Below are 1,505 nucleotides of genomic sequence, written 5' to 3' on the forward strand. Positions count from 1 at the left end.
GTAGGGCGGGACACTTGCGCATGATCTCCAACTGTTGCGGTGACTTGAGATTGGGGCGCTTATTCGGCACCGGCACATCCACCGACTTGCAGCCGGACTGCTCCAGCGCTGATTTGTAATGACGCTGGCACACAACCTCGCGAGCCTCCGCTGGCAAGCAATCGATGTGGTACTCGAAAGCCTTGGTACCCTCGCGACGACGGCGTAAATCCCCACATTCGCCAGCAGCCTTATCCAGGCGATTGCGGATGTTGTGTTCCATGAGGGGCAACCCCGGCAGGGACACGCACTCTTTCGCGGTTAACCAGATGGACATCTCAAGCCCTCCAGTCACGCGATCTGACGGCTGTCAGAACTGTAACGGCTCGGCCAGATAACATCCGGTGACAGCCCGATTTTTTGTGCGATGAAATGCTCATATCTCGGAACGTGACGATAAAACACATTGCGCAGGGAGCCGTCAGCAATTTCCAGCTCAGCCTCCAAGACTGACACGCTGAAACCTGCTTTTTTTAACGCCCTGACGATGAGGTCACTGGGCCAGTCCTGGCCAGGAGTGAGGAAGTAATGTGCCAGATCTTGTTTAGGAAACTGCATTGTGTGATCCTCTAAGGTTTACCAAAACCGATAATCAAATTCGATTATCGTATGCGAATAAATCTACCGCCACAATAAACCAAAATCAAGATATTTATTCGGTTTATTTGTTCGTCGCGCTAGCAGGCAAAACTAGTTAAGGAAACCTTTAAATGTCAGATAGCTACAAACAAAAAACCGCTTATGATGGAAAAAACTGCGATCGGTTTTTTCTTGAGAGTGGAATAAACCACTTTGGAGTGCGCTTAAAAGAGGCGATGAAGAGGCGAGGAATCAAGTCTAATGTAGTCATGGCCGCCATGTGTGATATGTCAGATACGGTCATACGCAACTATGTGAGCGGTAAAACCTACCCAACGCTCGATCGTCTGGCTATCTTGGCCTGTGTGCTGGAGTGCACGCCAGAATGGCTCCTTACAGGAGACTCGGCGAACATTAATTCTGTCATAGAAGAGAGAAAAGACACGCACAGAGATACGGTGGGGAACAATTCTTCGCTTGAGGTTATTTTGAAGAAGTTATCCCATAAGCAACAGGATGCGTTGGTTGAAGCCATTCTGGATCATGGCGTTAATGGGATACTTAGCGCCCTTGGTGACATAGAAGTGATCGCTGAATTCTCTCGTCTTCCTGATGCAGAGAAAGAACGCTTGATGCGTCTTCATGAAGAGATTAAAAAGGGGTCACGTGAAGGGACTGCCGACACGACAAGTGACGACCTAGACAATAACCACCAACAGGCCGTTTGAACTGAGTGTAGGTAGGGGGTAAGACTTTACCAGCCATTTTGCGAAGTAACGGAAACAAGATCACAAACTCATTCAAACGGCTTTCAAAACGATTTAAACCCCGCTCAAAATGTGCAGAATTTATGATAAAAAATGACATTTTCGCTCATTTTTAAAATC

General features: G+C 47.8%; 3 protein-coding genes. 1 reads left to right on the forward strand and 2 read right to left on the reverse strand.

The genetic code is table 11. From position 1 onward, the window contains the following. Together ADK28_RS06615 and ADK28_RS06620 are read right to left on the reverse strand one after the other, a co-directional pair. On the reverse strand, nucleotides 1–316 hold a 316-nt coding region (locus tag ADK28_RS06615), incomplete at its 3' end, for a DNA-binding protein (RefSeq protein ID WP_048795224.1). Nucleotides 317–330: 14 nt separating this feature from the next. Then, nucleotides 331–597 (reverse strand): helix-turn-helix domain-containing protein, encoded by a 267-nt coding sequence (locus ADK28_RS06620; RefSeq protein WP_048795225.1) that lies wholly within the window; start codon nucleotides 595–597, stop codon nucleotides 331–333. Between the two features lie 152 nt (nucleotides 598–749). Between ADK28_RS06620 and ADK28_RS29230 the strand changes: the two genes are divergently transcribed. Beyond that, nucleotides 750–1,346: a helix-turn-helix domain-containing protein gene (locus tag ADK28_RS29230; RefSeq protein WP_053091598.1), complete on the forward strand. Its 597-nt coding sequence runs from the start codon at nucleotides 750–752 to the stop codon at nucleotides 1,344–1,346. The last annotated feature ends 159 nt before the right edge of the window (nucleotides 1,347–1,505 follow it).

It is taken from the genome of Serratia sp. 506_PEND (assembly GCF_001076875.1).
GTDB lineage: Bacteria > Pseudomonadota > Gammaproteobacteria > Enterobacterales > Enterobacteriaceae > Serratia > Serratia marcescens.